The sequence below is a fragment of the Streptomyces sp. Je 1-332 genome (assembly GCF_040730185.1).
Taxonomy (GTDB): Bacteria; Actinomycetota; Actinomycetes; order Streptomycetales; family Streptomycetaceae; genus Streptomyces.
The window spans coordinates 6974112-6997364 of the sequence record NZ_CP160402.1 but is presented as its reverse complement, the minus strand read 5'-3'; the positions used below and the strand labels follow the sequence as shown (position 1 = coordinate 6997364).

22 protein-coding genes are annotated in these 23253 nt (G+C 72.0%); 18 read left to right on the top strand and 4 right to left on the bottom strand.

The window, feature by feature from the left end; genetic code table 11:
• Positions 1-30: 30 nt before the first annotated feature.
• The 3 genes from ABXJ52_RS31495 to ABXJ52_RS31485 all read left to right on the top strand — a co-directional run bounded on the left by ABXJ52_RS31495 (position 31) and on the right by ABXJ52_RS31485 (position 4053).
• Entirely contained in the window at positions 31-1092 is a 1062-nt protein-coding gene (locus ABXJ52_RS31495) for an ATP-dependent DNA ligase (protein ID WP_367046647.1), read from the top strand.
• A 169-nt stretch (positions 1093-1261) separates the two neighbouring features.
• The gene (locus tag ABXJ52_RS31490) at positions 1262-3055 is read left to right on the top strand and encodes an FAD-dependent oxidoreductase (RefSeq protein WP_367046644.1); all 1794 of its coding nucleotides are present in this window, start codon (positions 1262-1264) and stop codon (positions 3053-3055) included.
• A gap of 41 nt (positions 3056-3096) precedes the next feature.
• A complete protein-coding gene (locus tag ABXJ52_RS31485; RefSeq protein WP_367046642.1) occupies positions 3097-4053 on the top strand; it encodes a DUF3048 domain-containing protein in 957 nt (318 codons plus the stop codon).
• A 1-nt stretch (position 4054) separates the two neighbouring features.
• Here ABXJ52_RS31485 and ABXJ52_RS31480 read toward each other — a convergent pair whose 3' ends face one another.
• Positions 4055-4522 (bottom strand): MarR family transcriptional regulator, encoded by a 468-nt coding sequence (locus ABXJ52_RS31480; protein WP_367049414.1) that lies wholly within the window; start codon positions 4520-4522, stop codon positions 4055-4057.
• Between the two features lie 178 nt (positions 4523-4700).
• Here ABXJ52_RS31480 and ABXJ52_RS31475 point away from each other — a divergent pair, with 178 nt between their 5' ends.
• The 8 genes from ABXJ52_RS31475 to ABXJ52_RS31440 all read left to right on the top strand — a co-directional run bounded on the left by ABXJ52_RS31475 (position 4701) and on the right by ABXJ52_RS31440 (position 13132).
• The gene (locus ABXJ52_RS31475) at positions 4701-5495 is read left to right on the top strand and encodes a CoA transferase subunit A (RefSeq protein ID WP_367046640.1); all 795 of its coding nucleotides are present in this window, start codon (positions 4701-4703) and stop codon (positions 5493-5495) included.
• Entirely contained in the window at positions 5495-6166 is a 672-nt protein-coding gene (locus tag ABXJ52_RS31470; RefSeq protein ID WP_367046638.1) for a CoA transferase subunit B, read from the top strand. The genes ABXJ52_RS31475 and ABXJ52_RS31470 overlap by 1 nt, the downstream gene beginning before the upstream one ends.
• 2 nt (positions 6167-6168) lie before the next feature.
• Complete coding sequence (locus ABXJ52_RS31465; protein ID WP_367049412.1) at positions 6169-7371, top strand: thiolase family protein; 1203 nt, start codon at positions 6169-6171, stop codon at positions 7369-7371.
• A gap of 44 nt (positions 7372-7415) precedes the next feature.
• Positions 7416-8186: a protocatechuate 3,4-dioxygenase subunit beta gene (pcaH, locus tag ABXJ52_RS31460; RefSeq protein WP_367046636.1), complete on the top strand. Its 771-nt coding sequence runs from the start codon at positions 7416-7418 to the stop codon at positions 8184-8186.
• Entirely contained in the window at positions 8186-8740 is a 555-nt protein-coding gene (gene pcaG / locus ABXJ52_RS31455; RefSeq protein WP_367046635.1) for a protocatechuate 3,4-dioxygenase subunit alpha, read from the top strand. Before pcaH ends, pcaG begins: the two co-directional genes overlap by 1 nt.
• Positions 8737-10239 (top strand): lyase family protein, encoded by a 1503-nt coding sequence (locus tag ABXJ52_RS31450; RefSeq protein WP_367046633.1) that lies wholly within the window; start codon positions 8737-8739, stop codon positions 10237-10239. Before pcaG ends, ABXJ52_RS31450 begins: the two co-directional genes overlap by 4 nt.
• Positions 10236-11348, top strand: coding sequence for a 3-oxoadipate enol-lactonase (gene pcaD, locus ABXJ52_RS31445; protein ID WP_367046632.1), 1113 nt, complete (start codon positions 10236-10238; stop codon positions 11346-11348). The genes ABXJ52_RS31450 and pcaD overlap by 4 nt, the downstream gene beginning before the upstream one ends.
• A gap of 89 nt (positions 11349-11437) precedes the next feature.
• Positions 11438-13132 carry a serine/threonine-protein kinase gene (locus ABXJ52_RS31440; protein ID WP_367046630.1) on the top strand — a complete coding sequence of 565 codons (1695 nt, stop codon included), beginning with the start codon at positions 11438-11440 and terminating at the stop codon, positions 13130-13132.
• Between the two features lie 50 nt (positions 13133-13182).
• On the opposite strand, the gene ABXJ52_RS31435 is transcribed toward ABXJ52_RS31440, so the two are convergent.
• A complete protein-coding gene (locus ABXJ52_RS31435) occupies positions 13183-13845 on the bottom strand; it encodes a TetR/AcrR family transcriptional regulator (RefSeq protein ID WP_367046628.1) in 663 nt (220 codons plus the stop codon).
• A gap of 197 nt (positions 13846-14042) precedes the next feature.
• Between ABXJ52_RS31435 and ABXJ52_RS31430 the strand changes: the two genes are divergently transcribed.
• From ABXJ52_RS31430 to ABXJ52_RS31420, 3 genes are all read left to right on the top strand, one after another.
• Positions 14043-15479, top strand: a complete 1437-nt coding sequence (locus ABXJ52_RS31430; protein WP_367046626.1) for an MFS transporter — start codon at positions 14043-14045, stop codon at positions 15477-15479.
• Positions 15480-15650: 171 nt separating this feature from the next.
• On the top strand, positions 15651-16022 hold the full coding sequence (locus tag ABXJ52_RS31425) for a hypothetical protein (RefSeq protein ID WP_367046625.1): 372 nt from the start codon (positions 15651-15653) through the stop codon (positions 16020-16022).
• A 117-nt stretch (positions 16023-16139) separates the two neighbouring features.
• Positions 16140-17642, top strand: coding sequence for a SulP family inorganic anion transporter (locus ABXJ52_RS31420; RefSeq protein WP_367046623.1), 1503 nt, complete (start codon positions 16140-16142; stop codon positions 17640-17642).
• A gap of 66 nt (positions 17643-17708) precedes the next feature.
• Here ABXJ52_RS31420 and ABXJ52_RS31415 read toward each other — a convergent pair whose 3' ends face one another.
• Both ABXJ52_RS31415 and ABXJ52_RS31410 read right to left on the bottom strand, forming a co-directional pair.
• Entirely contained in the window at positions 17709-18641 is a 933-nt protein-coding gene (locus ABXJ52_RS31415; RefSeq protein ID WP_367046622.1) for an SDR family oxidoreductase, read from the bottom strand.
• Positions 18642-18679: 38 nt separating this feature from the next.
• Positions 18680-19456 (bottom strand): SDR family oxidoreductase, encoded by a 777-nt coding sequence (locus tag ABXJ52_RS31410; RefSeq protein ID WP_367046620.1) that lies wholly within the window; start codon positions 19454-19456, stop codon positions 18680-18682.
• Between the two features lie 67 nt (positions 19457-19523).
• Here ABXJ52_RS31410 and ABXJ52_RS31405 point away from each other — a divergent pair, with 67 nt between their 5' ends.
• Genes ABXJ52_RS31405 through ABXJ52_RS31390 form a run of 4 tightly spaced genes read left to right on the top strand, consistent with a single transcriptional unit; the run spans position 19524 to position 23027 of the window.
• Entirely contained in the window at positions 19524-20309 is a 786-nt protein-coding gene (locus ABXJ52_RS31405) for an enoyl-CoA hydratase family protein (RefSeq protein ID WP_367046619.1), read from the top strand.
• A complete protein-coding gene (locus ABXJ52_RS31400; RefSeq protein ID WP_367046618.1) occupies positions 20306-21169 on the top strand; it encodes a CoA-transferase in 864 nt (287 codons plus the stop codon). Before ABXJ52_RS31405 ends, ABXJ52_RS31400 begins: the two co-directional genes overlap by 4 nt.
• The gene (locus ABXJ52_RS31395; RefSeq protein ID WP_367046616.1) at positions 21166-21963 is read left to right on the top strand and encodes a CoA-transferase; all 798 of its coding nucleotides are present in this window, start codon (positions 21166-21168) and stop codon (positions 21961-21963) included. The genes ABXJ52_RS31400 and ABXJ52_RS31395 overlap by 4 nt, the downstream gene beginning before the upstream one ends.
• Positions 21960-23027 carry a nitronate monooxygenase gene (locus ABXJ52_RS31390; protein ID WP_367046615.1) on the top strand — a complete coding sequence of 356 codons (1068 nt, stop codon included), beginning with the start codon at positions 21960-21962 and terminating at the stop codon, positions 23025-23027. The genes ABXJ52_RS31395 and ABXJ52_RS31390 overlap by 4 nt, the downstream gene beginning before the upstream one ends.
• Positions 23028-23253: the final 226 nt, after the last annotated feature.

The window sequence follows — 23253 nt, the reverse complement described above, 5'->3', positions numbered from 1 at the left end:
CAAAGTGGCACATGGGCAGAGAATCGAGCCATGGATCTGCCGGTGATGCCCCCCGTCAAGCCCATGCTCGCCAAACCCGTGGCGAGGATCCCGGCTGGCATGCAGTACGAGGCCAAGTGGGACGGCTTCCGTGCGATCGTTTTCCGGGACGGGGCTGATCTGGAGATCGGCAGCCGTACGGGCAAGCCGCTGACCCGGTATTTCCCGGAGCTGGCCGCGGCCCTGCTGGAGCGCCTGCCCGCGCGCTGCGTCCTGGACGGCGAGATCGTGATCGCACGGGACGGGCGGCTCGACTTCGACGCCCTCACGGAGCGCATCCACCCCGCCGCGTCCCGGGTGCGCACGCTCGCCGAGCGGACCCCGTCCTCCTTCGTGGCCTTCGACCTGCTCGCCCTGGACGACGAGGCCCTCCTCGACACGCCCCTCACCGACCGCCGCGCACGGCTGACGGAGGCCCTGGACGGGGTGAGCGCCCCCGTCCACCTCGCGCCCGCCACCACGGACCCGGAGCTGGCCCAGGAGTGGTTCGAGCAGTACGAGGGCGCGGGCCTGGACGGCGTCATCGCCAAACCGCTCGACCTGCGCTATCGGCAGAACGAACGCCTCATGTTCAAGATCAAGCACGAGCGCACGGCGGACTGCGTGGTCGCGGGCTACCGCTTCCACAAGAGCGGCCCCATCGTCGGCTCGCTCCTGCTTGGCCTGCACGACGAGTCGGGCACCCTGCAGCACGTCGGGGTCTGCGCCGCGTTCTCCATGGCGCGCCGCGCGGCGCTGGTGGACGAGCTCGAACCGCTGCGGATGGAGTCGCCCGACGGCCATCCCTGGGCCGCCTGGGCGGACGAGGCCGCGCACGAGACGTCCCGGATGCCGGGGGCGCCGAGCCGCTGGTCGGGCAAGAAGGACCTCTCCTGGGTGCCGCTGCGCCCCGAGAGCGTCTGCGAGGTGGCCTACGACCACATGGAGAACGGGCAGCGCTTCCGGCACACCGCGCGCTTCCGCACCTGGCGGCCGGACCGCACCCCGGACAGCTGCACGTTCGCCCAGCTGGAGGAGCCGGTCCGCTACGACCTGGCGGACGTACTGCGCTGACCCGGCCCCGTCCGGCCCTCCGCCCCGGCCCGCCCGGCCTCCACCCCCGCCGGGAACACAATCGCGCCATTGTTCACGCCCGCGCCCTCGCGCCGCTTCCCCGTCACGGACACCGACCGTAAGCTCCTGCGCCTGATGCGGGAGTTACCTACGGTAAGGGGGCCGGGGCATGGGGATTTCGGGCGCTACGGGCAGCACGAGACGGACGTTCGTCGCGGGGGCGGCCGCGGCGGGCGGCGTGGCGGCGCTGGGAGCGGGGGCGCTGCCGGCGGCAGCCGACGACCGCGCCCCGCGGGCGGACCCGGCGAAGACATCTGTGGCCGTGCTCGGGGGCGGCGTCGCGGGCCTGACCGCCGCGCACGAGCTGGCCGAGCGCGGCTTCGCCGTCACCGTCTACGAACGCAGGGCGCTGGGCGGCAAGGCCCGCAGCATGGACGTACCGAACAGCGCGAAGGGCAACCGCAGGCCGCTGCCCAGCGAGCACGGGTTCCGCTTCATCCCGGGGATCTACCACAACCTCCCGGACACGATGCGCCGCATCCCCTTCCCGGGGAACGCCAACGGCGTCTGGGACAACCTCGCGGCGCCCCGCGAGATGTCGTTCGCGCGCACCGGGCGCGAGGACATCCGGATGCCGATCCCGTGGCCGGGCAGCGAGCCGGAGAGGCTCAGCCTGGACGACATCGCGCGGGCGCTGACCGCGCTCCTCGACACCGCCTTCAACCTGCCCGCGCACGAGGTCGCGTATTTCGTGAACCGGGCCCTGGTCTTCCTCACCAGCTGCGACGAACGCCGGGACGACACCTGGGAGTCGACGCCGTGGTGGGAGTTCGTGCGCGCCGCGAAGATGTCCAAGGACTACCAGCGCATCCTCGCGATCGGCGTCACCCGCAACATCGTCGCCACCAAGGCCGAGGAGGCGAGCACCCGCACCGTCGGCACACTCGGCGAGGCCTTCGTCTTCAACGCGCTCGGCCAGGGCGCGGACGGCCCACCGGACCGGCTGCTCGACGCGCCGACGAACGAGGCGTGGATCGACCCCTGGGTGACCCATCTGACGTCTCTGGGAGTGGAGTTCAAGGTCGGCTGGAGCGTGCGCCAGTTGGGCTTCGCGGGCGGCCGCATCACCAAGGCCGTCATCGAGGACCCCGACGGCGTACGCCGTGACATCACCGCCGATCAGTACGTCCAGGCCATGCCGGTGGAGCACGCGCGCAGGACGTGGAGCGCGGAACTGAAGGCGGCCGACCCGCAGTTGGCACGCTGCGACAAACTGGAGACGGACTGGATGACAGGCATCCAGTTCTATCTGACGGAGCGTCCGCCGGTGGTGAAGGGCCACTTCAACCTCATCGACTCGCCCTGGTCCCTCACCGGCATCGCCCAGGCGGGCCACTGGCCGGACCGTGACTTCCCCGCCGACTACGGGGACGGCGTCGCGGTCGACTGCCTCTCCGTGGACATCTCCGAGTGGGACAAGCCGGGGATTCTCTACGGCAGGACGGCCAAGCAGTGCACGCGCGACGAGGTCGCCAAGGAGGTGTGGGCGCAGCTCAAGGCCGCGCTCAACGACACCGGCAAGGTGGTCCTGAGCGACAGCAAGCTGCACTCGTGGTTCCTGGACCCCGGGGTCGACGGCCTCGGGACGCCGAACCCGACCAACGAGGACGAGCTGCTCATCCACCCGGTCGGCACCCTGCACAACCGCCCGTCCGCCGTTACGAAGATCCCCAACCTCTATCTGGCGGGCGACTACGTGGCCGTACCGATCGACCTCGCGACGATGGAGGGCGCCAACACGTCCGCACGCCAGGCAGTGAACGCCCTTCTGGAGAGGGTCGGTTCGGATTCCGAGCCCTGCACAGTGGCCTCCCTGTTCCGCGCCCCCGCGATCGAGATCCTCAAGCGCCACGACCGCACCCGCTACCGGCTCGGCCTGCGCAACGCCCTGGATCTGGGCTGAGCGGGGGGGGAGAGCAGGGGCGTACGGGGTAGGAAGCCTGCATGGGAACGCGGACTGGGTCGGGGACACGGAAGCGACGCACCACGGTGGCGGCGGTGGCGGCCGTCGCCGCCCTTGCCCTGGCGCCCGGCTGCACCCTGAGCAAGACCGGCGGCACGGACGGGAACCCGCCGTCGGACGGCGGCCGCGTACTCGCCGTGAAGATCGACAACGTACGCCCGGCGCGCCCCCAGACGGGCCTGGAGGCGGCCGACGTCGTGTACGCGGAACAGGTCGAGGCGGGGCTGAGCCGCCTGATGGCGGTGTACGCGGGCAGGGTGCCGCCGGTCGTGGGGCCGGTGCGCAGCGCGCGGGAGACGGATCTGGAGCTGCTGCGGCAGTTCGACGATCCGGCTCTCGTGTTCTCCGGGGCGCAGTCGAAGCTCCTCCCGCTGATCTCGGCGGCTCCCTTACGGCAGCTGTCCCCCGGCAAGGCGCCGGGCGAGGCCTACTTCCGGGGCGGTGACAAGGCCGCCCCGCACAACCTCTTCGTACGCCCGAAGGCGCTGGACGCCGATCCGGGCGGTGGCGGCCTGGAGAGCACGGGCTTCCGCTTCGGCCCGCGCCCGAAGGGCGGCACCCCGGAACGTGAGGCGACCGTCCGCTTCCCGGCGGCGCGGTTCACCTTCACCTGGTCCGCGCAGCAGGAGCGCTGGCTGGTCTCCATGGACGGCGAGCGGGCCCGCACCACCGACGGCGGGCCGCTGGCCGCGTCGACCGTCGTCGTGCAGTACGTGAAGGTGCGCGAGTCCCGCTTCCACGACCGCTCGGGCAACAACACGCCGCTCACCGAGACCGTCGGCTCGGGGAAGGCGCGGGTCCTGCGGGACGGCCGTGCCTACGAGGCGCGCTGGGAGCGGCCGTTGCCGCAGGACGGCACGGAGTTCACGACGGCGGACGGCGGCGAGCGACTGCCGTTCGCCAAGGGCCAGGTGTGGGTGGTGTACGCGAAGGCGTGACTCAGGCCCGGGGGGCGGCGACGGCCTCAGCGGGATGGCGCAGGCCCTCTGCCGCGTCCGAGACCCGCTGGATGAGGTCGAAGAACACGGTCTGCTCGGCCGGGGAGAGCGGGCCGAGGAAGACCTGGTTCATCCGGGCCGTACGCACGGTCAGCTTGCGGTGCGTGCGCCGGCCCTCGTCGGTGAGGTGCAGCAGATACCGGCGGCCGTCCTGCGGGTCACGGACCTTGTCGAGGAGTTCGCGGCGCATCAGGCGGCTGATGACCTCCGCGATGGTCGACCGGTCGAGGCCGACCCGCTCGCCGACGGTGCGCTGGTCGAGTCCGGGCTCGGCGACGAGCGCGTTCAGGACGGCGAACTGCGGCGAGGTGATCTCCTCGGAGACCATCGTGTTCCACAGCAGGTAGTGCGCCTGCTGCAGCCGCCGGGCCAGGTGCCCGGGGTGGGTGGTCAGGTCCACCGCGGCCATGAGTTCCTCCACTGCCTTGAGCCTGTTCGGGCCTGCGATTTCTGTAGGTGCACTGAACACTACTCGCTCTTGACGGCCCAGGTAACGAGTGGCAGCGTACGTTCCACCTCGTAGAAATAGTCAGTGCCCTGATTAATGAGCAGGGCATCGAAGGCCTGGAAGAGATGGGGCTCGACGGATGGACAAGGTGGTGGCCTCGGCCGCCGACGCGGTGGCCGACGTGGGGGACGGTTCGTCCCTGGCGGTGGGCGGGTTCGGGCTGAGCGGTGTGCCCGGCGTGCTGATCGGGGCACTGTACGAGGCCGGGGTGTCGGGCCTGCGGGTGGTGTCCAACAACTGCGGGGCGATGGAGTCGGGCCTTGCCGTACTGCTCTCGGCGGGCCGGATCGCGCGGGTGACCGGTTCGTACATCGGCGCCAACAAGGAGTTCGCGCGCCAGTACCTGGGCGGCGAGCTGGAGGTGGAGATGATCCCGCAGGGGACGCTCGCGGAGCGGCTGCGTGCGGGAGGGTGCGGGATACCCGCGTTCTACACACCTGCCGGAGTGGGCACGCAGGTCGCCGACGGCGGGCTGCCCTGGCGCTACGACGGCTCGGGCGGGGTGGCGCTCGCCTCGCCGGCCAAGGAGGTGCGGGAGTTCGACGGGCAGGAGTACGTCCTGGAGCGCGGCATCAGGACCGACTTCGCGCTGGTACGGGCCGCCAAGGGCGACCGGCACGGGAACCTCGTGTTCAACAAGTCCACCCGCAACTTCAACCCCCTGGCCGCGATGGCCGGACAGGTCACGATCGCCGAGGTCGAGCAGCTGGTCGAGCCGGGCGAGATCGACCCCGACGCGGTGCATCTGCCGGGGATCTACGTCCAGCGGGTCGTCGAGCTCACAGCCGAGCAGGCCACCGACAAGCAGATCGAGAGGCGCACGGTCTCCGCGCCCGAGGATCAGCCCGACGTGCAAGGAACGGTGAGCGACTGATGGCCTGGACCCGCGAGCAGATGGCCGCACGCGCCGCACGCGAACTGCGCGACGGCCAGTACGTGAACCTGGGCATCGGCCTGCCCACCCTCATCCCCAACTACCTCCCCGAGGGCGTCGAGGTGGTCCTGGAGTCCGAGAACGGCATCCTCGGCGTGGGCCGTTACCCCACGGACGCCGAGGTGGACCCGGATCTGATCAACGCGGGCAAGGAGACGGTCACCGTCCGCCCCGGCGCCTCGTACTTCGACTCCGCGCTCTCCTTCGGGATGATCCGCGGCGGTCACATCGATGTCGCGGTCCTCGGCGCCATGCAGGTGTCCGAGCGCGGCGACCTGGCCAACTGGGCGATCCCCGGCAAGATGATCACCGGGATCGGCGGGGCGATGGACCTGGTGCACGGTGCGCGCACGGTGATCGTGGCGATGACGCACACCGCCAAGGACGGCTCACCCAAGATCCTCGACGAGTGCGCGCTGCCGCTGACCGGCAAGGGCTGCGTGAACCGGATCATCACGGATCTCGGCGTCCTGGACGTCACCGAAACCGGCCTGGAACTCGTCGAGTTGGCGCCAGGCGTCACTCCCGGGGAGATCACCGCCAAGACAGCGGCCAGGGTCCGCGTGCCCGAAGCCTTCTCCGCCGAGATCTCCGAAGGAACCCCGTCATGACCCTGCGTGACGTCTACATCGTCGACGCCGTACGCACCCCCGTCGGCAAGTACAACGGCGCGCTGTCGGGCGTCCGCCCGGACGACCTCGGCGCCCACGCCATCCGCGAACTCCTGTCCCGTACCCCGGACTTGGACCCGGCCCGGATCGGCGACGTCTACTTCGGCAACGCGAACGGCGCGGGCGAGGAGAACCGCAACGTCGGCCGCATGGCCGCCCTGCTCGCGGGTCTGCCCGTGACGGTGCCGGGCGTGACCGTCAACCGGCTCTGCGCCTCCGGGCTCGAAGCCGTCATCCAGGCCGCGCGGGCCATCGCGCTCGGCGACGTCTCCATCGCCCTGGCCGGCGGAGTCGAGTCGATGACCCGCGCCCCCTACGTGCTGCCGAAGAGCGAGAGCCCGTTCCCCGCCGGACACACCGAGCTGTACTCCACCACTCTGGGCTGGCGCATGGTCAACCCGAGGATGGAGCCGCAGTGGACGGTCCCGCTGGGCGAGAGCGCCGAACTCGTCGCGGACAAGCACGGGATCACACGCGAACAGCAGGACGCGTACGCCCTGACCAGCCATCAGAAGGCCTACGCCGCACAGCGGAACGGTCTCTTCGACGCGGAGATCGCGCCGGTCGCCGTCCCCCGGCGCAAGGGTGAGCCCGTCCTCTTCGAGCGCGACGAGTGCGTACGCGCCGACGCGTCCCTGGAGGCGATGGCCAAGCTCAAGCCGTCCTTCCGCACCACGGGAGGCACGGTCACGCCCGGCAACGCGTCGCCGCTCAATGACGGCGCGGCCGCGCTGCTCCTGGTCGACGAGGAGGGCCTGGCGGCGACGGGCCGCGAGCCGCTGGCCCGCGTCTCGGCCTCCGCCGTCTCCGCGACCGAGCCGCACTACTTCGGCCTCGCGCCGGTCGAGGCCGTCAACCGCGCCCTCGCCAAGGCGGGCCGGTCCTTCGGTGACCTGAGCACGCTTGAGCTGAACGAGGCCTTCGCGGCACAGGTGTTGGGGTGCGCGGCCGAATGGCCCGACCTCGACCCCGACGTCCTCAACCCGCAGGGCGGCGCCATCGCGCTCGGCCATCCACTCGGCGCGTCCGGAGCGCGGCTCGCCGGGACCGTCGCCCACCAGCTCGCCCGACGCGGCTCGGGTACGGGCGTCGCCACCCTCTGCATCGGCGTCGGTCAGGGCCTGGCCCTGGTCCTCGAACGCTGACCCTCCCCCTTTCCGAGCACGCCGTCCTCACGGAGCCGAGAGACATGCCCCTCACCCAACCTCTGCCCGACGGGCTGAGCCAGCAGGAGATGGACACGGAGGTCGCCAAGGCGCAGGCCGCGGCGGCGCCCGCCGATCACCCGCCGCGCGACTATCCCCCGTACCGCAGCAGCCACTTCCGCCATCCCAAGCAGCCGCTGATCCCGCTGCGCGACCCGGAGGCGGTGGAACTGAGCGGCCCCGCGTTCGGCGTCACCGACATCACGGCGCTCGACCGTGACCTGACGCGCCAGCACCTGGGCGAGCCGCTCGGCGAGCGGATCACCGTGTCCGGCCGCGTCCTGGACCGCGAAGGGCGACCCGTGCGCGGCCAGTTGGTCGAGCTGTGGCAGGCCAACGCCTCCGGCAGGTACGCCCACCAGCTGGACCAGCACCCGGCGCCCCTCGACCCGAACTTCACGGGCTTCGGCCGCTGCCTGACCGACGGCGAAGGAACGTACTCCTTCACGACCATCAAGCCGGGCGCCTACCCGTGGCGCAACCACGTCAACGCGTGGCGCCCCGCGCACATCCACTTCTCGGTCTTCGGTACGGCCTTCACGCAACGCCTGGTGACGCAGATGTACTTCCCGGGCGACCCGCTGTTCGCGTACGACCCGGTCCTGCGCTCGGTCACCGACGAGTCGGCGCGAAAGCGCCTGGTCTGCGCCTACGACCACGATCTCTCCGCCCCCGAGTGGTCGCTCGGCTACCGCTGGGACATCGTGCTCGACGGCCCCGCCGCGACGCTCTTCGAGGAAGGCGACCACCACTGATGTCGTACGCTCCGACTCCCTCCCAGACCGTCGGCCCCTTCTACGGCTACGCGTTGCCCTTCCCACGGGGCGGCGAGGTCGCACCGACCGGCCACCCGGAGACGATCACCCTGCACGGGTATGTGTACGACGGCGCGGGAAACCCCGTACCCGACGCGCTCATCGAGACCTGGCAGCCCGCGCCCGACGGCTCCCGCACGGGTGCGCCGGGGTCGCTGCGGCACGACCCCGTCACGGGCGGGGTCATCGGCCGCGACGGCGTCGCGTTCACCGGGTTCGGCCGCGTCCCGACCGACGCGGACGGACACTGGAGCGTCCGGACGCTCCCGCCGGGCGGCGTCTCGTACGTCGCGGTCGCGGTCTTCGCGCGCGGTCTGCTCCACCACCTGTACACGCGGGCCTACCTGGTCGACGAACCGGGCGACCCGCTCCTCGGCTCCCTCGACCCGGCGCGGCGTACGACGCTGGTCGCCCGCCCGGAGGCGAGCCACACGTACCGTTTCGACATCCGCCTTCAGGGCGAGGGCGAAACGGTGTTCCTGGAGTTCCAGTGAGTGTTGACGATTCCGGCTGTCCCGACATCGGCCTGCTCGCCCCCGGGCGAGCGGGCTCACCGGCCGAGGCCGCGACGGGCGACACGGCGTTTCTGCAGGCGCTGCTGGCTGCGGAGGCGGCGCTGACGCGGGCCCAGGCACGGGTGGGCCTGGCCCCAGCGGACGCGGCGGCGGCCGTCGGCGCGGCGGCTCGCGCCGACCGCTTCGACGCACGTGCCATCGCGCTTCGCGCGCGGTCCGGCGGCAACCCCGTTATCCCGCTGGTCGCGGACCTGACGGCGGCGGTGCCCGCGGAGGCCGCGCCGTACGTCCATCGCGGCGCGACCAGCCAGGACATCATGGACACGGCGATGATGCTGGTCGCCCGGCGCACGCTGGACCTGATCCTGGCGGACCTGACCCGCACGGAGGCGGCACTGGCCCGTCTCGCGGCGGAACACCGGGAGACGGTGATGCCGGGCCGCACTCTGACGCAGCACGCGGTCCCCACGACGTTCGGCCTCAAGGCCGCGGGCTGGCGGTCACTGACCCTGGACGCACGCGACAGGGTGCGGTCGGTGCGCGACACGCTTCCGGCTCAACTGGGCGGCGCGGCGGGCACGTTGGCGGCCTTCGAGGCGTACGCGGACGGAGAGGGCGGGACGTGGGCGGGCTCGGCTGGAGCTTCTGCGGGGGCCTCTACGGGGGGCGCGGCCCCCGACCACGCGTCGGCCACCCCGTCCGAGACTCCCCTGCCCAACTCGCCCTCGGCCGAAGGGTGCCCGGCCGCCACTCCCCCGACAAACAGCAGCAGCCTCGCGGAGACGCTCGTCGCCGTCTTCGCCCGGGAGCTGCGGCTGGCCGAACCCACCCTCCCCTGGCACACCCTCCGCACCCCGGTGGCCGACCTCGCCGGAGTCCTCGCCTTCACCGCCGGAGCCCTGGGCAAGGTGGCCGTGGACATCCTCACCCTCAGCCGCACGGAGCTCGCCGAAGTCACCGAGGGTGCGGGCGGGGGTTCATCCGCCATGCCCCACAAGGCGAATCCCGTGCACTCCACGCTCGTCGCAGCCGCCGCCCGCCGTGCCCCCGCCCTGGCAGCGACGCTCCACGCGTCGATGGCCGCCGAGGACGAACGCCCGGCAGGCGCCTGGCACGCGGAGTGGGAGCCCCTGCGGGACCTCCTGCGCACGGTCGGCGGCGCGAGCCACCACGCGGCGGAGCTCACCGAGAACCTCCGGGTGCACCCGGAGGCGATGCGCGAACACCTCGGCCTCACCCACGGGTTGATCATCTCCGAACGCCTCACCGCCGAGCTGACGCCTCTCCTGGGCCGGGCCCGCGCGAAGGAGCTCCTCACGTCGGCGGCCCGCCGCACCCGCGACGAGGGCAGGACCCTGGCGGAGGTCCTCGCCGAAGAACCCGGCCTGGAGACCGTGGACCTCACCGAACTCACCGACCCCGCCCGTTACACCGGCTCCGCCGGAGCCCTCACGGACCGAGCCCTGGAGCGACGATGACCAGCAAGCTGCCGCACCACACCACCGAGGGCGCCCCGACCGCTCCCCCGCTTCTCCTCGGCTCCTCCGTCGGCACCTCCACCGCCCTGTGGGACGCCGTGGCGCCCGAACTCGCCACCACCCACCGGGTCATACGCTGGGACCTGCCCGGTCACGGCAGATCCCCCGCCGAGCTGATCGCTCCGGGAGCGACCGTCGCCGACCTGGCCGCCCTCGTCATCGCGCTCGCCGACTCCCTCGGCATCGACCGCTTCGCGTACGCGGGCGTCTCCCTCGGCGGCGCCGTCGGCCTGCATCTGGCCGCGCACCACCCGGAGCGGGTGGCGAGCCTCGCCGTGATCTGCTCCTCGGCGCACTTCGGCGGCAGTGCGCGCTGGGAGGAGCGGGCTGCACTCGTTCGCCGCGAAGGTCTCGCCGGCCTCGCGGAGAGCGCGCCGGAGCGCTGGTTCACCCCCGGCTTCACGGTCCCCCGCCTGGTGGACGACCTCCGGACCACCGACCCCGACGCGTACGCCGCGTGCTGCGACGCGCTGGCCTCGTACGACATCAGGGAGTCGCTGGCGACGATCACCGCTCCCACGCTCGTCGTCGCGGGCCGCGAGGATCCGGCGACGCCGCCCGCCCACGCCCGCGAGATCGCCGACGCGGTGCAGGGCGCCTCCCTGACGGAGCTGGCGGGCGCGTCGCATCTGGCGCCGGCCGAGCGCCCGGAGGCCGTGACCGCCGCGTTGCGCACGCACTTGACGGGGGCGCCGGCGAGCGGGGCGGCCGTGCGCCGGGCCGTCCTCGGGGACGCGCACGTGGACCGCGCGCAGGCGAACACCACGCCCTTCACGGCCCGCTTCCAGGACTTCATCGCCCGCTACACCTGGGGCGAGATCTGGACCGACCCCACCCTCGCGCACCGCGAACGCAGCATGATCACCATGACCGCTCTGGTCGCGCACGGGCACTACGACGAGCTCGCCATGCATGTGCGGGCGGCCCGCCGCAATGGGCTCACGCCCGAGGAGATCGGCGCGGTGCTGCTCCAGACAGCCGTCTACTGCGGTGTGCCCGCCGCCAATTCGGCGTTCGCGGTGGCACAGCGGGTCCTCGCCGAGGAGTAGGGGCCACCCCGGACCCTTTAGGCTGCTGCTCTGATCAGGGGGATCAGGGGTGTTCAGGGGTTCAGGGGAAAGCAGGGGGGCGAGGGGCGATGAACGACGCGTCTGAGGTGTTCCAGCCGTTGCGGGCGCAGGACCCGCCGGTAGTGGCGGGCTACTGTCTCGCGGCCCGGCTGGGCGCGGGAGGCATGGGCCGCGTCTATCTGTCGCACACCCAGGGCGGCAGGCCGGTCGCGATCAAGGTGGTGCGGCCGGAGCTGGCCGACGACCCGGCTTTCCGGCGGCGGTTCGGCCGGGAGATAAAGGCGGCCCGGCGCGTCCGTGGCGCCTATACGGCCGAGCTGATCGACGCCGACGCGGACGGCGTACCGCCCTGGCTGGCCACCGTGTACGTGCCGGGGCCCTCCCTCACGGAGGCCGTCGCCCGCCGCGGACCGCTGCCGGTGCCCGCGGTGCTGTGGCTGATGGCGGGGGTCGCCGAGGCACTGCAGGCCATCCACGCCGCCGGGATCGTGCACCGTGACCTGAAGCCGTCGAACGTGCTGCTGGCCGCCGACGGGCCGCGCGTGATCGACTTCGGCATCTCCCTGACCTCCGGCGCCACTTCCGCGTACACCGCCACGGGCGCCAGTGTCGGCACGCCTCAGTTCATGGCTCCCGAGCAGGCGTCCGCGGGCGAGGTCACCCCGGCCACCGACGTCTTCGCGCTCGGCCAGACAGCGGCGTTCGCGGTGCTGGGTGAGCCGCTGTACGGGGACGGCCCCTCGGTGAGCGTGCTGTACCGGATCGTGCACTCGGAGCCCGACCTGTCCCTGCTGCCCGCGCAGCTCCGTCCGCTGTTCGCCAGGTGCCTGGCCGCCGATCCGGCGGAGCGCGCCACCCCCGCGGAGATCATCGAGTGGTGCCGCCGGCATCTGGGCCGGGAGACCGACCCGGGCGCGGGGTTGGCACTCTGGCGGGACGTCGCGGGTCCGGAGGTCACGGTTCCCGCGCCGGTGCCCCACCCCACCCCGGTGCACACCCTGCCCTTGGTCGCGCCGCCGCAGCAGTGGCCGCCTCTGCCGGCGGGTCCGGACGGGCGGCGGGCCCGCCGAAGACGCAACGCGCTCATCGTGGGCATCATGACGGTGAGCGCGCTGCTGGTGCTCGGCCTGACGTGGGCGGTCCTGGACGCGACGGGCCTCCGCTTCCGGGACACTTCCTCGCAGGCCGGTTCGGGTGCGTCCGGACGGTCCTCGGGGTCGGAGTCGGGGACCACATCGGGGTCCGGTTCGGGATCCTCGTCGGGATCCGGGGCCGGCGAGCGGTCAGCCACCGGTACGGACTCCGGGACCGGTGAGAAGAGCGACGGGGCGTCGGACTCTTCGCGTCCCTCCTCGAAGTCCTCATCGACCGCGTCCACCCCGCCCCGCCCCATCGCGTATCCCCAGGAATGGTTCGACGAGAAGAACTCCGTGAGCCTCAGGGAGCCGGTCGACCGGAAGGACCGCAAGGGCGACATCCGCTTCGTCTGCGGGCAGGGCCAGTGCGCGCTGAAGAGCGACAAGAGCCTGATCACCCTGCTGTACAGCAAGCCGGGTGCCACCCTTGATTCATGCCGTCTCGCCCTCAAGGGCGCCGAAAGCCGCGACCTCCCGCTCGCCGCGGTGGCGGCGGGCAGTGAGATCTGTGTGAAGAACCCCTCCGGGGACATCGCCCTGCTCGTGGTCCAGGTGAAGTCGACCGCGCTGCCGGACGACGGATTCAGCTTCCTGACCGCGGACATGACGGTCTGGCGGGCCCGGTAGACGCCGGGCCCGCCAGACGCCGGGGGCGCGGGCGCGTCGCCACGGTGCCGCTACGTGGCCGCGTAGTACCCCAGGAACATGTCGACACCGGCGACGATCAGACGCTCCGTCAGGCCGTCGCTGATGTCGGTTCCGTACGAGCCGAAGACCAGGTGCGGGAAGACCAGCAGGGAGTAGAGCTGGATGACCGCCGTCTCCATGTCCGGGACGGTGAGCCGCCCCCGCTCGGCAAGTTCGCGCAACGCGCCCGCGATCGCGGGGTGATGACCTTCCGGGCCGCGCTGTCCCCACGCCTCGCCGAGCGACGGGAAACGGTGGATCTCCCGGGCGACGACATGGCGCAGCGCGGTCATCTCCTGGTCGCTGCGGACGACGTCGACCCACGCTCGGGCCACGTTCAGGAACGCCTCGCGCAGGTCGTCCGCCTCGGTGAGGCCATCGAGCGCGGCGACCGACGACGAGGCGTCGAGGGGTTCGTCGAGCGCGCCCGCGATCACCGCCACGAACAGTGCTTCCTTGTTCCCGAAGTGGTTGTAGACGGTCACCTTGGACACGCCCGCCTCGGCCGCGATGGCGTCCATGCCGACGCCGAATCCCTCACGCAGGAACAGCGAGCGGGCCGCCCGGACGATCGCCTCGCGCTTGCGCTCCGCGCGTGGCCCGGTGGGGCCCGCGCCTTCCGCCTTCGGCTCGCCGCTTCCCTCACGTCGCATGCGCCGCACTTTACCAGCGAACTGAACTGAACAGTTGAGTTCACATGAACTAGACAGTACAGTTCAGAAAGGCGAGGAGCAGGCGCCGTGCCTGCTTCCCGTCACCTCGCCTCCCTCGTGCTCTCGTGCTCTCTCGTTCTCTCGTTCTCTCCTTCTCTCTCCTTCTCTCTCCTTCTCTCTCCTGCCGAGGATCCGCCATGACCCATGCCCACCCGACCCCGGACGCCGCGCCGCACACCTCCGCGCCGCCACCCACGGGCCCACGCCCATGGCTGGCCCTCGCACTGTTGTGCGCCGCCCAGTTCATGCTGGTGCTCGATGTGACGGTCGTGAACGTCGCGCTGCCGAGCATGGCCGCCGATCTCGACCTCGGCCGCACCGCGCTGACCTGGGTCGTCACGACGTACACGCTCTGCTTCGGCGGGCTCATGCTGCTCGGCGGGCGGCTCGCCGACGTCCTCGGGGCGCGCCGCACCCTTCTCTGCGGCCTCGCCCTGTTCACCGTCGCCTCGCTCCTGACCGGCCTCGCCACGGGCCCGGTGACCCTCCTCGCGGGGCGTACCGCGCAGGGCGTCGGGGCCGCGCTGCTCTCCCCCGCGGCCCTCGCGATCGTCACCACGACCTTCCACGGCCGCGACCGGCATCGCGCGCTCGGCGTGTGGTCGGCGATCGGGGGTGCGGGCGCCGCGATCGGGGTCCTGCTCGGCGGCGTCCTGAGCGACGGCCCCGGCTGGGAGTGGATCTTCTACGTCAACGTGCCCATCGGGGTGGCCCTGCTGCTCGCCCTGCCCGCCGTCGTGCCCGCCCGCGCACCCCGGCCCGCCCGCCTCGACATCCCCGGCGCGCTGCTCGTCACGGCGGGCACCGGCTCGCTCATCTACGGCCTCGTCGCGGCCGGCGACACGGGCTGGACGGACCTCCGGACGCTGGTGCCGGTGGCCGCGGCCGCGGTTGCCTACGGGGCTTTCGCCGCCGTCGAGCGCGCACAGCGAGCGCCGCTGATCGACCTCGCCGTCCTGCGACGCCGTCCGGTGGTCGCGGGCTCCTACCTGATGCTGGTCGCCACGGCGCTGCTGATCTCGCTGTTCTTCCTGGGGTCGGTGTTCCTCCAGGAGGTACGCGGCTACACAGCTCTGCGGACCGGAGTGCTGTTCCTGCCGGTGGCCGTCGCCACCGGAGTTGGCGCACACCTCGGCGGGCGGTTCGTGGGCCAGTGGGGGGCGCGGCCGACGGCGGCCGCGGGGCTCACGCTCGCGGGGCTCGGTACCGCTCTGCTCACCGGCGCCGGGCCGGCCGGCAACGCGTGGACGAGTGTCGCCCTGGGGATGTCCGTCGCCGCCCTGGGACTCGGCTCGGTGTTCGTGGCGGCCACCACCACCGCGTTGGGATTCATCGCGCACGAGGAGGCGGGCGTCGCGTCCGGCGTGGTCAACACCTTCCACGAGGTGGGCGGCTCCATCGGTGTCGCCGTGGTCTCGACGGTCGCCGCCACGGGGATCGAACGCGGCACCGTCGGCGGCTTCACGGACGGGTTCACCGTGTGCGCCGTGGCCGCCTTGGTCAGCGCGGCCGCCACGTTCGTACTCGTCCCGCGCGGAAAGCCACAGCTGACCGGCGGGCCGCACGTGCACTGACCTGCGCCGGGCGGGGGCCGCGCCGCGCAGCCCCCGCACCCGCCTCACGTACGCCTGATCGAAGGGTGGCTCTCGCGCCATGGCGCCACCTGAACACCGTGGTGACACTTCTGGCGGTTAAGTTACTTGGTGACCATGCGAGTTGCGCAGCCACGTGAGGACTTTGCCACTGTGACGGGAGCCGGATTGCGCGGGCGGGTGCTGTCCGCGGCGCTGATCGCTGTGCTCCTGGTGATCGTCCAGTTCTTCGCGCACGGGGTCAACGAATCCGCGTCCGCCGTGGAATCCCGTACGTCACCTGCCACAGCGCCGTACGCCCAGTGCGGCGGTGACGCGCACCCGGAGGAATCCGAGCGCTTCCGGGTCCGCGGCCGCCCGCACTGCCGTGACGTCATTCCCGACCCGGATCCGCAACTCCACGCCCGCACGGACGCGTCCACGGGCGACGGCACGCGCGCGTGCCGTCCGGTTTCCGTCGCACTCCGCCAGACGAGACCCACGGGCCGCGAAACCCCGGCCCTCCTCCAGGTCTTCCGCTGCTGATCGGGCCCCCGGCACGGCCATGCCGTCGGGCCCCCACGCCTGACGCGCCGTCGGCCGGACCGAACACCGGTCCATGTCACACCGACGCGCCCCCACGGTGCTCAGGAGTCAACCGACATGCAGCATTCACCTGTCTCCCTGCTCGACCGCGCCCGCTCACTGTTCACGGCCTCCAACGACACGCGGCACGATTTCGTGGCCTCCGTAGTCGTCTTTCTCGTCGCCCTGCCCCTGTGCCTGGGCGTGGCCGTCGCCTCCGGCGTGCCCGCCGAACTCGGCCTGATCACCGGCATCGTCGGCGGCCTCGTCACCGGCCTGCTGCCCGGCAGCAGCCTCCAGGTCAGCGGCCCCGCCGCGGGCCTCACCGTCCTCGTCTACGAAGCCGTGCAGGAGTACGGCCTCGCCGCGCTCGGCGCCCTCGTGCTCGTCGCCGGGGTCCTCCAGCTGGTCATGGGCTTCCTTCGCCTCGGCCGCCTCTTCCGTGCCATCTCCGTCGCCGTCGTCGAAGGCATGCTCGCCGGGATCGGACTCGTCCTGGTTGCCGGGCAGTTGTACGTCATGACGGACAGCGAAGCCCCTGCGAGCGGTCTCGGCAAGATCGCCGGGCTGCCGGGGATGCTCACCGGGGTGTTCGGCTCGGAGCGCGCTCTCACCGCCTTCGGGCTCGGCATGGGCACCATCACCGTACTCGTGCTCTGGAACAGGCTTCCAGCGAAGCTCCGCGTGGTGCCCGCGCAGCTCGGCGCCGTCGTGCTCGCCACGGGTGCCTCGCTGGCCCTCTCCCTGCCGGTGGCCACGGTGGAGGTGCAGGGGCTCATCGAGGCGGTGCGGATGCCGGACGCCGCCGGCTTCGGGGGGCTGATGAGCCTCGGCGCCTTGGGCACCGTCCTGGCGTTCGCCCTCATCGCGTCGGCGGAGAGCCTGTTCAGCGCGGCCGCGGTGGACCGCATGCACGAGGGCCCGCGCACGTCGTACGACAAGGAACTGATCGCGCAGGGCGCGGGCAACACCGTGTGCGGCCTGCTCGGTGCCCTGCCGATGACCGCCGTCATCGTCCGCAGCGCGACCAACGTCCAGGCAGGCGCGCGGACGAAGGCGTCCCGCGTGCTGCACGGCGTCTGGCTGCTCCTCTTCGCGGCGCTGCTGCCCGCCGCGCTCGGCCTCATCCCGGTCGCCGCGCTGGCCGGAGTCCTCGTGCACGCGGGCTGCAAGCTGATCCCCGTGCGGCAGTTGGCGAAGCTGTGGCGCGAACACCGCGGTGAAGCCGTCGTCCTGGTCGTGACGGCCGTGGCGATCGTTTCGGTGAACATGTTCGAGGGAGTCCTGATCGGGCTGGCCCTCGCCGTCATAAAGATCGCCTGGGAGACACCGCGCGTGCACGTGGCCGTCGTCGACAAGGGCGCCGGCCCGGTCCACGTCCACCTGTCGGGGCAAGCCACGTTCCTGTGCCTCCCCAAGCTCCTCGACGCACTCGAGGCGCTGCCTCAGGACCGCCAGATCGAGCTCGAGATCGCGGGGCTGTGGCATCTGGACCACGCGTGCCGTACGTCGCTGGAGAACTGGGCGGCGCGGCACAGCGCGGAAGGCACGGATCCGGTGCGGGTGGCGTCCAGGGGCTGACGGCCCGCGCGGTCTCCGTGCGCCGGACGGGCCCTGGTGCTGGGCCCGTCCGGTGGATCTACGCTTCTAACGCGCCCCGTACACCGGCTGAGGCGCCTGAGCCGCGGCGAGGAGCTTGAGCGCCGCGTCGCCCGCCTCGGCCGGGGTCCAGCGGGCCCCCTTGTCGGCCGTCGGTCCGTGGCGCCAGCCCTCCATGACGGTGATGCGCCCCGCCTCGGCTTCGAAGACACGTCCCGAGACACCCGCGGACGGCTCGGAGCCGAGCCACACCACGACCGGCGACACGTTCTCCGGAGCCATCGCGTCGAAGCCGCCTCCCTCGGGCGCGGCCATGGTGTCCGCGAAGGTGCGCTCCGTCATCCGCGTGCGCGCGGCGGGCGCGATGGCGTTGACGCGCACTCCGTAGGCGGCGAGTTCCGCGGAGGCCACCAGGGTGAGCCCGAGAATCCCGGCTTTGGCCGCGCTGTAGTTCCCCTGCCCTACGCTCCCCAACAGGCCCGCACCGGAGCTGGTGTTGACCACGCACGCGTGCCGCGTGCGCCCCGCCTTCGCCTCGCCGCGCCAATACGCGGCGGCGTGCTTCAGCGGCAGGAAGTGCCCCTTCAGATGGACGCGCATCACCGCGTCCCAGTCGTCGTCCCCGAGGTTGACCAGCATGCGGTCCCGCAGGAATCCCGCGTTGTTGACGAGGGTGTCGAGGCACCCGTACGCGTCGAGCGCGGCCCGCACCAGGGATGCGGCGCCCTCGGACGTGGCGATGTCACCGCCGTGCGCGACGGCCTCGCCTCCCGCCGCGCGGATCTCCTCCACGACGTCGTGCGCGGGCCCGGCGGAAGCTCCGGAGCCGTCGGGCCCCACCCCGAGGTCGTTGACGACGACCTTGGCGCCCTCGGCTGCGTACGCGCGCGCGTGCGCCCTGCCTAGGCCACGGCCCGCACCCGTGACGATCACGACGCGGCCCGCGCAGACACCCGCGTCCGGCTTGCTGGCTGAGGTCATGCGGAACTCCTCGCTCGTGCGGAACTGGTCTGAAGCGTTCAGTGGTTGACGGATGCGGCGTCCAGGAACGCGGGGCGTTCGCCGCCGCCGTGCAGATGCAGTGCGGCGCCGCTGATGTAGCGCGCGCTGTCGGAGGCGAGGAACACGCACGCGTCCCCCACGTCCGACGGATCGGCGAGGCGGCCGAGCGGCACGGTGCGGGCGACCGCCGCGATGCCGTCCTCGTCGCCGTAGTGCAAGTGGGCGCTCTCGGTGCGGGCGAGGCCGAGCACCACGGTGTTCACGCGCACCTCGGGGGCCCATTCGACGGCCATCGTGCGCGCGAGGTTCTCCAGGCCCGCCTTGGCCGCGCCGTAGGCGCCGGAGCCGGGTGAGGGCCGGGAGCCGCTCACGCTCCCGATCATGGTGATGCTGCCCCCGCCGCCCTCGCCACGTTCCTGGCATCGCATCACTTCGTACGCCGCCAAGGACGCGTACAGCGGGGCCAGCAGGTTGAGTTCGACGATCTTCGCCTGGCGGGCGGGTGCGGAATCGGCCAGCAGCCCGAAGGGCGTGCCACCCGCGTTGTTCACCAAAGCGTCCAATCGGCCGTGATCGGCGGCGACGTCCGCGAAGAACGCGTGGGCCGCCTCCGCGTCGCGCAGGTCGAGGGGCCGGAACTCGGCGGCTGCGCCCGCCACTTCGACCGGGTGGTCCGGCGGTCTGCGTGCGCAGACGACGACCCGCGCGCCGGCGGCGAGGAAGCTGCGGGCGATACCGGCGCCGACGCCTCGGGTGCCGCCGGTGACGACGACCACCTGTCGGGTGTCAGTCATCGCTGCTACCTTTCCAACTAACAAATGTTTGGTTGAAGGGCCTGGTTGAAAGGTAGCGGATCCTCTGATGTCTGTCTCCACCTCCGCCCCGGACAAGGGCGTGGCCGTCGTCACCGTTGACTTCCCACCGGTCAACGCCCTGCCCGTGCAGGGGTGGTTCGACCTGGCCGCCATCGTCCGCGCGGCGGGCCGCGACCCCGAGACGCGCTGCGTCGTCCTCGCCGCCGAGGGCCGCGGTTTCAACGCGGGCGTGGACATCAAGGAGATGCAGCGAGACAGCGGCCACGACGCTCTGATAGGCGCCAACCGCGGGTGCTACGAGGCCTTTTCGGCGGTGTACGAATGCGAGGTGCCGGTCGTGGCCGCGGTGCACGGCTTCTGCCTGGGCGGCGGCATCGGCCTCGTCGGGAACGCCGACGCGATCGTGGCGAGCGAGGACGCGACGTTCGGCCTGCCCGAGCTGGACCGGGGTGCGCTCGGTGCCGCGACGCATCTCGCCCGCCTGGTGCCGCAGCACCTGATGCGCGCCCTGTACTACACCTCGCGCACGGCCACCGCGGCCGAACTGCACGCGCACGGCTCCGTGTGGCGGGTGGTGCCGCCCGAGGAACTGCGTGACGCGGCACTGGAGTTGGCTCGCGAGATCGCACGGAAGGACGGGACGCTGCTGCGGTTCGCCAAAGCCGCGATCAACGGCATCGACCCCGTGGACGTGCACCGGAGCTACCGCTTCGAGCAGGGCTTCACCTTCGAGGCGAATTTGAGCGGCCTGGCGGGCCGGATCCGCGAGGACTTCGGTGCGGGCTCCGTGACAGACACCGGGGAGGCCCGGAAGGGGGAGGACAGGGCATGACGGACAAGACCATGACGCCCGACGCGATCGTGGGGCGGTTGCGGAGCGGGATGACGCTCGGCATCGGCGGCTGGGGGTCGCGCCGCAAGCCCATGGCGCTGGTGCGGGCCCTTCTGCGGTCCGGAATCACGGACCTCACCGTCGTCTCGTACGGCGGTCCGGACGTCGGCCTGCTCGCGGCTGCGGGGAAGATCCGCAAGCTGGTCACGGCGTTCACGACCCTCGATTCGATCCCTCTGGAGCCGCATTTCCGCGCGGCACGCGAGCGTGGCGCCTTCGAACTGGTCGAGCTGGACGAGGCGATGTTCATGCAGGGCCTGACGGCCGGTGCCCAGCGGCTGCCGTTCCTGCCGATCCGGGCGGGCCTCGGTTCGGACGTCCTGCGGGTCAACCCCCAGTTGCGTACGGTCACTTCGCCGTACGAGGACGGGGAGGAGCTGGTCGCGGTGCCCGCCCTGCGGATGGACGCCGCGCTGGTGCACCTGAACCGCGCCGACCGTCTGGGCAACGCCCAGTATCTGGGTCCGGACCCGTACTTCGACGACTTGTTCTGCGAAGCGGCCGACACGGCGTTCGTGTCGTGCGAACGGATCGTCGAGTCGAGCGAGCTCACCGAGCACGCGGCGCCGCAGACGATACTGATCTCCCGGCACGCGGTGACGGGCGTGACCGAGACACCCGACGGCGCGCACTTCACGTCGTGCGTGCCGGACTACGGCCGCGACGAGCCCTTCCAGAAGGCCTACGCCACAGCCGCGGGAGACCCGGACGCCTGGAAGCAATTCGAGGAGCGCTTCCTCACCGGCACCGAGCGGGACTATCAAGCGGCCGTCCGGGCCTGGCACAAGGAGCAGCGATGACGCGCACCGACCCGACGGCCACCGCCGGTGCCTCCGCGCCGGCCTCCGCCACCCGCGCCGAGTACTGCGTGATCGCCTGCGCCGAGGCCTGGCGGGACGCCGGTGAGATCCTCGCGTCCCCGATGGGCACGATCCCTTCGATCGCCGCCCGCCTGGCCAAGCTGACGTTCTCGCCGGACCTCCTGCTCACGGACGGGGAGGCGCTCCTGATCGGCGATGTGCCCGCCGTGGGGGCGCGGTCGGCGGTGACGGAGGGCTGGCTGCCGTACCGCAGGCATCTGACGATGGTCATGGGCGGCAGACGGCACGTGATGATGGGCGCGAGCCAGATCGACCGCTTCGGAAACCAGAACATTTCCTGCATCGGCGACTGGGAGCGGCCCAGGCGCCAGCTGCTCGGGGTGCGGGGAGCGCCCGTCAACACCCTCAACAACCCGGTGAGTTACTGGATTCCGCGTCACTCGACCCGCGTCTTCGTCGAGAAGGTCGACATGATCAGCGGCGTCGGCTACGACAGTGCCGCGGCGGCAGGGCCTTCCGCGACCCGGTTCCACGATCTGCGCCGGGTGGTGACGAACCTCGGTGTCCTCGACTTCGGAGCCACGGACCACGCGATGCGGCTGGTGTCCCTGCATCCGGGCGTGACGGTCGAGCAGGTGCGCGAGTCGACGGGCTTCGCGCTCGCGATGCCGGATGACGTCCCCCGCACCCGCGAGCCGACCGCGGAGGAACTGCGGCTGATCCGGGACGTGGTGGACCCGCGAGCTCTGCGCGAGCGCGAGGTGCGTTCGTGACGGCGGCTCCGGCGGGCATGGAGACGGCGCTGACCAAGCTGGTCGGTGTCCGGTACCCGATCGTGCAGACCGGCATGGGCTGGGTGGCGGGCCCTCGCCTGGTCTCCGCGACGGCGAACGCGGGCGCGCTCGGCATCCTCGCCTCCGCGACGATGACCCTCGACCAGCTGCGCGCGGCAGTCCGCGAGGTCAAGTCCCGTACGGGCGAGCCCTTCGGGGTCAATCTCCGTGCCGACGCGGGCGACGCGCGGGACCGGGTGCGGGTCATCGTCGACGAGGGGGTGCGGGTCGCGTCCTTCGCGCTGGCCCCCTCCAAGGAGCTGATCGCGGAACTGAAGGACGCGGGCGTGGTCGTCATCCCGTCCATCGGCGCGCGTCGGCATGCCGAGAACGTCGCGGCGTGGGGTGCGGACGCGGTCGTCGTGCAGGGCGGTGAGGGCGGCGGGCACACGGGCGAGGTCGCGACGACCGTGCTGCTGCCGCAGGTCGTGGACGCGGTGGACATTCCGGTGATCGCGGCGGGCGGCTTCTTCGACGGCCGGGGGCTCGTGGCCGCGCTCGCCTATGGCGCGGCTGGGGTCGCGATGGGCACGCGCTTCCTGCTCACGTCTGACTCGACGGTGCCTGACGCGGTCAAGGCCCGCTATCTGGCTGCGTCGGTCAAGGACGTCACGGTGACCACGCGGGTGGACGGCCTTCCCCATCGGATGCTGCGGACGGAGTTGGTCGCGTCCCTGGAGAAGTCGGGACGTGGGGCATCCCTGGCACGGGCCGTGCGGCACGCGGCGGCGTTCCGCAGGATATCCGGCATGGGGTGGGCGGAGATGGCCCGGGACGGACTCGCGATGCGGCACGGAAAGGGGATGACGTGGAGTCAGATCCTGCTGGCCGCGAACACACCGATGATGCTGAAGTCGGCGATGGTGGACGGGCTACCGGAGGCGGGTGTCATGGCGTCGGGCCAGGTGGCGGGCATCATCGAGGACCTGCCGTCGTGCGAGGAGCTGGTCACGCGTGTGATGACCGAAGCAGCGGAGGTGGCACGGCGGCTACCCCTGCCCTGAACAGACCCTGCCCAGCCCCTCTGCCCGGACCTTGCGCGCCGCCGATCCCGGCTTCGCCGAGCACGGCCCGGCGGCAGGACCCCGGGAGGCGGAGTGCAGCGCCGAGGCCCGGGAGGCTGGCCCCGGCATCAAGAGCCGGGGAAGCCCTCACCAGCGCCGCCCGGGGCAGAGCCCCGCACTCAAACCCCCGCCGCCTCCACAGACGCACCACGCCCGGGACACCAGC

Coding starts and splice junctions, on each gene's coding strand:
- pcaG (WP_367046635.1), top strand. CDS start 8,186: ATGTCGTACGCTCCGACTCCCTCCCAGACCGTCGGCCCCTTCTACGGC.
- ABXJ52_RS31430 (WP_367046626.1), top strand. CDS start 14,043: ATGACCCATGCCCACCCGACCCCGGACGCCGCGCCGCACACCTCCGCG.
- ABXJ52_RS31400 (WP_367046618.1), top strand. CDS start 20,306: ATGACGGACAAGACCATGACGCCCGACGCGATCGTGGGGCGGTTGCGG.
- pcaH (WP_367046636.1), top strand. CDS start 7,416: ATGCCCCTCACCCAACCTCTGCCCGACGGGCTGAGCCAGCAGGAGATG.
- ABXJ52_RS31415 (WP_367046622.1), bottom strand. CDS start 18,641: ATGACCTCAGCCAGCAAGCCGGACGCGGGTGTCTGCGCGGGCCGCGTC.
- ABXJ52_RS31440 (WP_367046630.1), top strand. CDS start 11,438: ATGAACGACGCGTCTGAGGTGTTCCAGCCGTTGCGGGCGCAGGACCCG.
- ABXJ52_RS31490 (WP_367046644.1), top strand. CDS start 1,262: ATGGGGATTTCGGGCGCTACGGGCAGCACGAGACGGACGTTCGTCGCG.
- ABXJ52_RS31480 (WP_367049414.1), bottom strand. CDS start 4,522: ATGGCCGCGGTGGACCTGACCACCCACCCCGGGCACCTGGCCCGGCGG.
- ABXJ52_RS31485 (WP_367046642.1), top strand. CDS start 3,097: ATGGGAACGCGGACTGGGTCGGGGACACGGAAGCGACGCACCACGGTG.
- ABXJ52_RS31495 (WP_367046647.1), top strand. CDS start 31: ATGGATCTGCCGGTGATGCCCCCCGTCAAGCCCATGCTCGCCAAACCC.
- pcaD (WP_367046632.1), top strand. CDS start 10,236: ATGACCAGCAAGCTGCCGCACCACACCACCGAGGGCGCCCCGACCGCT.
- ABXJ52_RS31475 (WP_367046640.1), top strand. CDS start 4,701: ATGGACAAGGTGGTGGCCTCGGCCGCCGACGCGGTGGCCGACGTGGGG.
- ABXJ52_RS31435 (WP_367046628.1), bottom strand. CDS start 13,845: ATGCGACGTGAGGGAAGCGGCGAGCCGAAGGCGGAAGGCGCGGGCCCC.
- ABXJ52_RS31410 (WP_367046620.1), bottom strand. CDS start 19,456: ATGACTGACACCCGACAGGTGGTCGTCGTCACCGGCGGCACCCGAGGC.
- ABXJ52_RS31470 (WP_367046638.1), top strand. CDS start 5,495: ATGGCCTGGACCCGCGAGCAGATGGCCGCACGCGCCGCACGCGAACTG.
- ABXJ52_RS31395 (WP_367046616.1), top strand. CDS start 21,166: ATGACGCGCACCGACCCGACGGCCACCGCCGGTGCCTCCGCGCCGGCC.
- ABXJ52_RS31420 (WP_367046623.1), top strand. CDS start 16,140: ATGCAGCATTCACCTGTCTCCCTGCTCGACCGCGCCCGCTCACTGTTC.
- ABXJ52_RS31405 (WP_367046619.1), top strand. CDS start 19,524: ATGTCTGTCTCCACCTCCGCCCCGGACAAGGGCGTGGCCGTCGTCACC.